Origin of the sequence: Heliorestis acidaminivorans (genome assembly GCF_008933955.1) — a bacterium.
GTDB lineage: Bacteria > Bacillota > Desulfitobacteriia > Heliobacteriales > Heliobacteriaceae > Heliorestis > Heliorestis acidaminivorans.
Map to the genome: position 1 here is coordinate 1 of NZ_WBXO01000021.1, position 8,334 is coordinate 8,334.

The window sequence follows — 8,334 nt, forward strand, 5'->3', positions numbered from 1 at the left end:
AAAGATGAGACTTCCCACTACGTAAGTAGGTAAGACCCCAGGAAGATGACCTGGTTGATCGGCTCGAGATGGAAGCGCTGTGAGGCGTGTAGTTGACGAGTACGAATCGGTCGAGGACTTAACCTACTCTATTACATCGCATATAAATTCTCTGTGTAGCTTTCAAGGAATAAGTGAAGACCTTGTTGTTCTCGTTAACAGCAGGGTCTTTTTTGTGTGTAACAGAATTATTTTGTCTCCAAAGGACAATTATAAAAATATTAAGGAGATAAAATCTGAAACATGGAAAACTCCATTAAGTAAAATTTAGGAGGAAATCTGAAATGTCTTTAATCGATACTGAGGTACTACCTTTTAAAACGCAAGCTTATCACAACGGAAATTTCATAGAAGTTACAGAAGAAGATTTTAAAGGTAAGTGGAGTGTAGTTTGCTTTTATCCTGCAGACTTTACTTTTGTATGCCCAACAGAATTAGAAGATTTACAAAATCATTATGAGGACTTAAAGAAACTTGGAGTGGAAGTTTATTCTGTTTCAACAGATACTCATTTTACACACAAAGCATGGCACGACAGTTCAGAAACTATAGGAAAAATTACTTATGTGATGATTGGCGATCCGTCACATACACTATCTAGAAACTTTGATGTATTAATCGAATCTTCCGGCCTTGCTGACCGTGGCACATTCATTATCGATCCCGATGGTATCATACAAGGCGTTGAAATAAATGCCGGCGGAATTGGCCGAGACGCAAGTACACTAGTAACCAAAATCAAAGCTGCACAGTATGTTCGAAGTAATCCTGGTGAAGTTTGCCCAGCTAAATGGAAAGAAGGAGCTGCTACACTTAAGCCAAGTCTTGACCTCGTAGGCAAGATTTAAGGAAAGATATAATGCAACTAGACGCAGAAATTAAGGAACAATTAGCTCATTACCTAAAGTTGATGGAGGGCAACGTACTCATCAAAGTGAGTGCTGGCTCTGATAACCTGTCGAAGGACATGGTTGATCTACTTGATGAAATAACTAACATGTCTTCGAAAATTACAATAGAGAAAAGAGAGTTAACAAGAACTCCAAGCTTTAGTATAAACCGTATAGGTGAAGACACTGGTGTAGCTTTTGCAGGAATCCCTTTAGGTCATGAATTTACTTCTCTGGTATTAGCTCTCCTTCATGTTAGTGGAAGGCCTACAAGAGCTGAACAGAAATTAGTTGATCACATTAAAAATATAAAAGGTAAATACCATTTTGAATCCTACATCAGCTTAAGCTGTCACAACTGCCCAGATGTAGTACAGGCCCTAAATTTAATGAGTGTTCTCAACCCGAGTATTAGCCATACCATGATAGACGGTGCTTCCTTTAGAGATGAAGTAGAAAGCAAAAACATCATGGCAGTACCTACTGTTTATCTAAATGGTGAATATTTCAGCACTGGCCGTATAACATTGGAAGAAATACTTGCCAAGATGGGCAATAATGTTAATACCGCAGAACTCGATAATAAAGAGCCCTATGATGTGCTTGTTGTTGGGGGCGGGCCAGCTGGAGTAAGCGCGGCGATTTACGCGGCACGTAAAGGCATTCGTACAGGCATTGTGGCAGAACGCTTCGGTGGTCAGTTAATGGACACCATGAGTATTGAGAATTTTATCAGTGTGAAATTTACAGAAGGTCCTAAGTTAGTAGCCAGTTTTAAGGAACACCTTGAAAATTATAATATTGATATGATGAATTTACAGCGCGTTCAGCGTTTAGAGAAAAAAGAACTCATCGAGGTTACGCTTGAAAGTGGCGCTGTTTTAAAGAGTAAGACTGTCATCATAGCTACGGGCGCTCGTTGGAGAGATTTAGGTGTACCTGGAGAAGCTGAATTTAAGAATAAAGGTGTAGCCTATTGCCATCACTGTGACGGTCCTATTTTTAAAGGAAAAGACGTAGCAGTAATTGGTGGTGGTAACTCTGGCGTTGAAGCGGCGATTGATCTTGCAGGCATTGCCAACCATGTAACTGTGCTTGAGTTCATGCCGGAGTTGAAAGCCGATGCTGTGCTTCTAGAACGTCTATCCAGTTTGTCGAATGTCACTATCCTAAAAAACGTACAAACAAAAGAAATCACTGGTACCGATAAAGTAAATGGCATTACCTATATGGAACGTGATACAGAAACGGTTAAGCATATTGACTTGCAGGGACTGTTCATCCAGATAGGGTTGTTGCCAAATACTGATTGGCTAGGCGATATAGTGGAGCGGAACCCGATAGGTGAAATCATCGTTGATAGCCATGGTGCTACAAATCTTCCCGGTCTATTTGCTGCAGGAGATTGTACCAATAGCCCTTATAAGCAAATTATTATTTCATTAGGAGCAGGCGCAGTTGCGTCCTTAAGTGCATTCGATTATCTAATAAGAAATTGATTTTGAAAAAATCATCGCAAAAAAAGCCACCGATCCTATCGGCTAAGATGGGAAAAGGTGGCTTTTCTTATGGAAAGGATATCACGGTAATCCATTTTCCTATGTAGTTAACATTTCTAGAATTGCTCGATCATTAAAGTCAAAAGCATCTTCAATAATCAAACCAATGGTATAATTAATTGCATCTACTGTGTAAGAAAGGAGGATAAGTATAACTTGGTGCACTTTATAAAAGATTAGGGGTGTTTGTGCCTGCTGTTGGTCCACAGTATAGAATTGAAAAGACGCTTACTAGAGTTAGAGGGGATAAATATTGGATCTTCCATATGATTGGATAGGTTAATATTGACAAGAATAAATAACTTAATTTCAGTATATTTAAGAAAAAAAGAAGAGGTGAAAAAATGATAAGTATCATGCAGCAATTACTTCGAAGAAAAGCCATAACCCTATCTTTGACTATGGCTTTGTTTATCTTTTTTCCTTTTTTAGCAGGAGCTAATGAAAGGAATAGTGCCTGTAACATAGATGGAATCATACCGCAAACTAAAAACATTGAAATCATGCCAGTGGCGCTTTCAGGTCAAGAAATGCCTGAATATGTAATTGTCTATCATACAGAGGATCTTATACCTAATGGAGGCGTAATAGTTCTTAAGCACACCACAGAATGCCAAGGATGGGGTGTAGTTTTTCGAGAGCTATATGAAGGCTATAGACTTAAAATTCTTGATGTTGGGAAGTTGCTAGGAGATCAAAGAGAGCAAATAGCTATTGGCTCTCATGAAGGCAGTGGTAGTTTTTTGTCTTTCTTCATACTTGGTGGTGACAGTAGAAAAATAGGAACTGTATTAGATCATATGGAAGAACCATTTTTTCAAGGTGGCTTAAAGATAAAAGAGGGAGATCTTTATGTGCATGCTGCATCACAGGGGACGATTTTTCAGTGGGATGGCACTAAATTTACAGAGTCACCTTATATCCAACAACCAGATTTGTCTCATGCAAAATTAGATGATTTTGTAGTTCACTATTCTATAATTAATGACAAAGTAGTAGCTAATTATCCTCATGGCACCATTCTAAGCCTTCGCAAGGGGCAGGAAGTGCATTTTGTTCGAGAAAACTATGGAGCTACGGAAAGAATACTTTATATGGGTCCACCAGATTGGGATCCAAGTCTGAGTATGATTACGATTATACCGAATGGTTATGATTGGGATAATGCTTATGAGATTTATGTAAAGGAACAGTAGGGTTGTAGTAAATGCAAAAAAGACCAGTTTTTCTTTAAGAGAAAGGCTGGTCTTTTAAATTACTGAGTACTCAAGAAAAACAAATAACAACAATTCAGAACAAAGGACCAAAAGGGGCTGTACAATGGTCGCAATATGTAACCACGAAGATGATTATGCCTATGTACGCTCAATAAAACCAAATCGCTAATACTGTTAAGCATCTGTCCATAAAAAAAATAGAATACATATTGTTCTTACTTGCAACAAGTGGTAGTATTATTATTAAGAATTACTATATGATACCAATAAAAGTACATTTTTGGTTTACAAGGAACAATACATCCTGCCCTGCCAGAATATAACATAAGGGGGGTGAGAGTACTTGTCGAGAGAATCTCACTGTGTTGACTCTACCTATATAGTGGACAAAGGTGGTGTTAGAGGTTGAAAAAGATGAGAAAAAGTAAAAAAATGCTGGCTTTTCTGTTGACGCTACTCTTTACCTTTTCCTTAATCTTGCCTTCGGCGGCTTTAGCTAGGCAGTGTAGCGTTATGGACATGAACTTTTTTGGCTGGGCTACAGGCAAAGTAGTTGTCGATCCCCATAGAGGAAAAACATATGGTCTCTTTGATGTGAACAAGAACTGGTATGAAGCTAATGCTTTTGCTCAGTCACTAGGTGGTCAATTGGTAACCATTACATCGAAGCAAGAGCAAGATCTGATCAACCATTTGCTTACCTATGGGAAGCGGCAGTACTACTGGATGGGTGCATCTGATGAAGAAGTAGAAGGCCAGTGGGGATGGGTTACAGGTGAGCCTTTCCGTTATACTAACTGGGCGCCTGGTGAACCTAACAACTATGGTGGCGAAAACTACATGGCCCTACTTAGAACGAACGGCTTGTGGAACGATCTATTTGGCAGAAGAAATGAGTTACAGATCAGCCCCGTAACTTTTGGACTTCTTGTAGAGTGGGATTTCTCTTACAATCCTTGCTTGAACACACCAACTATCTATGACAGCTCGACAGGTAACTACTATGCCCTCTATGACCAAGGCATGGTCTGGAGTGACGCGAAGCGCTTTGCTGAAAATCATGGCGGTCATTTAGCAACTATTACAAGTCACCGTGAACAAAATATTTTAAAATTTCTCTTAGCAACAGGAAAGAGAAGCTTTTACTGGCTTGGTGGCACAGATGAAGTAGTAGAAGGTCAGTGGCAGTGGATTACTGGTGAACCATGGACTTACTCCAACTGGGGTCGCAACTTCCCCAACAACTGGGGTGGAGAAGACTACTTGAAAGTTATCAACTTTGGTGATGAAATAGGTAAGTGGGTTGATAGCTATGGAGCATGGATCGGAAATCCTGAGAGTCACGGTTTGATTGTTGAATGGAAATAACCATTGAAAGCCTAACACAGTTTCTTATGTGTTAGGCTTTCTTACCTATCTCTTGTTTTTTCTATCTAATGTTTTTTGCATATCTATCTATTGAGCCCTATGCCAACAGAGGTGAAGCATGAAAAGCTTAAGAACTGTAGTTGCCTTGATAACATCATTTTCTCTTTTTTTATTTTCTTTTTTACCTTTTGCTGAAGCGAGGTGGAAAGAAGGAGATATTCTACCTAGAGATACTTATTCCAGTGCTCAATCTTTAAGTGGTGGTCAAGTGCTGAGCATCGAAGGTGATAAAAACCTTTTTTTCAGTAATGCTCCCGAGATGCCGACTACACCGGGCATATTGGCAAGAGCTGATAACGTTCTTTCTATTAGTGGTGAGGTTCGTATACTTTACTCGCACTTTAACATGCTCATTGATTATTCTTCTAATAAGCCCGTCAATGTGCCTGCGCAAATTGGTTTATTTTTTCTTAATAATACATCTCGATCTGTCGACATCTATCATAAAGGTTTAGCCAAAGGTATTAACAAAACGGTCGATGGTCAAATGTTGTATAAAGAAGACTTAGCACCACCTAGGCCAGGTCTTGAGCTGAATTTGTATTATGGTACGGAATTAGGGAACAAGGTTGTCTCTGATTTCTTTGCCTCTTCGACAAGAGGACAAGAGTCCTTAGTAACGTCCGTTGCAGCGGGAGAGATTGGCTGGATTTCAGATAATGTAGGTCCTCATGGTTGGGTAATTGCTATGGGAGATTTTGTTTTTCGAGATAGCCATACGAAAGAAATTATTCGACGAGATAGTTTAGCACCTGGAGAAGCAATTGGCTTACGTTCTTTTATTGCCCATAATTCCTACGATCTGAAAAAGTTTTTCCAAGAAAAAAATCATGCTGAAGCGGTGCTAGCTTTAGGTGCTGGAGAACATCTACATATGCGTGGTCTATTCGTCGGTGGTAAAAGTGTTGATCTAGGGTTGGAAGAAGGCGTTAGTCGTAGGAAAACTTTTGCCTACGACAGTTATGAAGATGGGCCACAAAGTATCACCATTGGTGCTCATTATCGTGCCCAACGCTTTGAAGAGCATAGAGATGTTCACGATCCCAAGGTTTTCAAAAATGAATTATTGAGAAATGGTATCGATGAATTTGGCTACATCAAAGAAGGTCAACAGGTAGCTACCAAAGCTATTAACAATGGTTCTTATGGCACAGATTATGAATTTACTCTTGAACTAACGGGACCAACCGTTATCGCTTTACAAGAAGCAGAGCCCCTTCATCCTGATGACAATAAGCCTTTTGTCGATATGTATAATCAATTCTTAACGGTTATGCTTGATAAAGAAACAAGTAAAATTCGCACGTTACGTTTTAAAGATCCTAATTATCATCTTTATTACAGCAACTTTGATCGACTTGAACCCTTAGGTAAAGCAAAAGTTGCTTATGTACTAGATGATGTAAGTACACGCTCTCATACTTTAACAGTCATGTTACCTCCTAATAGCTATGGTCCTTTTAATGTACTTTTACTACCTTTATCAGAAAATCAACAACGACCTGTCTCGATAAGCTCTTTCAACGTTGTACCAGATCAAGTATCTTTGTTGCTTGATGGAGTTGGTCGAGGACAGCAGACTTCCACCAAGTTGTCTGTAGAGATTATGCCCAAAGAAGCACCAGCAAAAGTGATCTGGTCTTCTAATCGTCCTGATATTGTTACAGTTTCTTCGGACGGGCAATTGCAGGCTCATGCTGTTGGCGAAGCTATCATTACTGTTACATCAGAAGATGGTAAGCATAAGAGTACAGCGCAAGTATCAGTGCATAGTCGAGTAGTACCAGCGGAATCAATTTATTTAAATCGCGAGAGATTACAACTTACAGTAGATGATGAGACTCAGCAATTGATAGCGTCCATTTTACCTGAAGAGGCTCAAGAAAAAGTCTACTGGTCCTCTAGTGATGAAAAAATTGCTACTGTTGATCAAAATGGCTATGTCAGAGGTCACGCTATTGGGCAAGCAACGATTACAGCGGCCACTGCTGACAGAGCTCTACAAGCTTCAGCGCTTGTGTTTGTCAACAGTCCTGTACGAGATATTGATTTCTTAAAGGTTTTAGAAACAGGCTCTTACGATGAATTCCTGTCGATGGTTGAAAGAGGAGCAAACGTTAATGCTAAAGACAGCCAAGGTAATAGTGCTTTATTCAAATCTCTCATGCAAAAAGATCTGCGCAAGGTAAAAGTTCTCCTAGCTTATGGAGCTTATCCAAACGAGAAGAATAGCGAATCAATGACACCATTAATGATGGCAGCGCAGATGAATCAAAAAGATATGGTTAGAGAACTGTTAGCGTCCCAGGCTGATCTGAATATTAAAAATGAAAAAATGGGTGAATGGACAGCTCTTTTCTCTGCCGTTTGGGCAGGTCATCATGAAATCGCCTATCTACTCTTAGAGGCAGGAGCAGATCCTAACATTCGTTACTATGAGGCAGGGAAGAGAAAACAAGACGGATGGACTCCTCTTAACTGGGCTGTAAGTCGAAACGATGTAGAGCTGACCCAAGCTCTGCTTGCTCATGGTGCTGATACTTCCTTACGAACTGATGGTTGGACACCTTTAATGAATGCAAGCTGGTATGGTCGAATGGAACTTGCTACATTGCTGTTACAAGCAGGGGCCAAAGAGTAAGAAAAAAGAGAGCGGCATCGCGAGTTATAAGCTCCTAAAGAGAATGATCTTTAGGAGCTTTCTTTTTTTGTAGAAATCAGAGAAGCATTGTAAGGAAAATGAGTTACAATTTTTTATTGATGGCTACTTTCTTAAAACTTTACTAAAACAATGAACTTTTCTTCTATTCCTCCAAGATGCTTAGTCTTATCTTCAGTCTAGCAAGAATAAAAAAAATAATTAAAAACCTTATTCAATGGAAGAAATTTCATTTGACAATCAGCTCTTAACTTGATAAGCTATATCTCACGTCCCGGGTAATAGTAACGCAAGAAACTTAGCCCATTAGCCCCTTAAAGTATAGAAAGGGAGTTAATCAAAGGGAGCGTCAATAAGCCAGCGTAGCTCAACTGGTAGAGCAACTGACTTGTAATCAGTAGGTTGCGGGTTCAAGTCCTGTCGCTGGCTCCACTTTATACAATCTTTTGTATATTGTATAAATGAATATGCGGTCGTGGCGGAATTGGCAGACGCACTGGATTTAGGTTCCAGCGGGCAACCGTGGAGGTTCAAGTCCTCTC

5 protein-coding genes, 1 tRNA gene and 1 rRNA gene are annotated in these 8,334 nt (G+C 39.7%); all 7 read left to right on the forward strand.

All coding sequences use genetic code 11. The features are described from left to right. A 23S ribosomal RNA gene (locus F9B85_RS13850) occupies positions 1 to 126 on the forward strand; the annotation flags it as partial. Positions 127 to 323: 197 nt separating this feature from the next. Continuing rightward, positions 324 to 887, forward strand: coding sequence for an alkyl hydroperoxide reductase subunit C (ahpC, locus tag F9B85_RS13855; protein ID WP_151621808.1), 564 nt, complete (start codon positions 324 to 326; stop codon positions 885 to 887). 11 nt (positions 888 to 898) lie between these two features. Further along, positions 899 to 2,428 (forward strand): alkyl hydroperoxide reductase subunit F, encoded by a 1,530-nt coding sequence (gene ahpF, locus F9B85_RS13860; protein ID WP_151621809.1) that lies wholly within the window; start codon positions 899 to 901, stop codon positions 2,426 to 2,428. 404 nt (positions 2,429 to 2,832) lie between these two features. Then, a complete protein-coding gene (locus tag F9B85_RS13865) occupies positions 2,833 to 3,684 on the forward strand; it encodes a hypothetical protein (protein WP_151621810.1) in 852 nt (283 codons plus the stop codon). Between the two features lie 435 nt (positions 3,685 to 4,119). After that, positions 4,120 to 5,073, forward strand: coding sequence for a lectin-like protein (locus F9B85_RS13870; protein ID WP_243138245.1), 954 nt, complete (start codon positions 4,120 to 4,122; stop codon positions 5,071 to 5,073). Between the two features lie 118 nt (positions 5,074 to 5,191). Next, a complete protein-coding gene (locus F9B85_RS13875; RefSeq protein WP_151621812.1) occupies positions 5,192 to 7,774 on the forward strand; it encodes an ankyrin repeat domain-containing protein in 2,583 nt (860 codons plus the stop codon). Positions 7,775 to 8,148: 374 nt separating this feature from the next. Continuing rightward, positions 8,149 to 8,224: transfer RNA gene (locus F9B85_RS13880), tRNA-Thr, on the forward strand. Positions 8,225 to 8,334 lie beyond the last annotated feature (110 nt).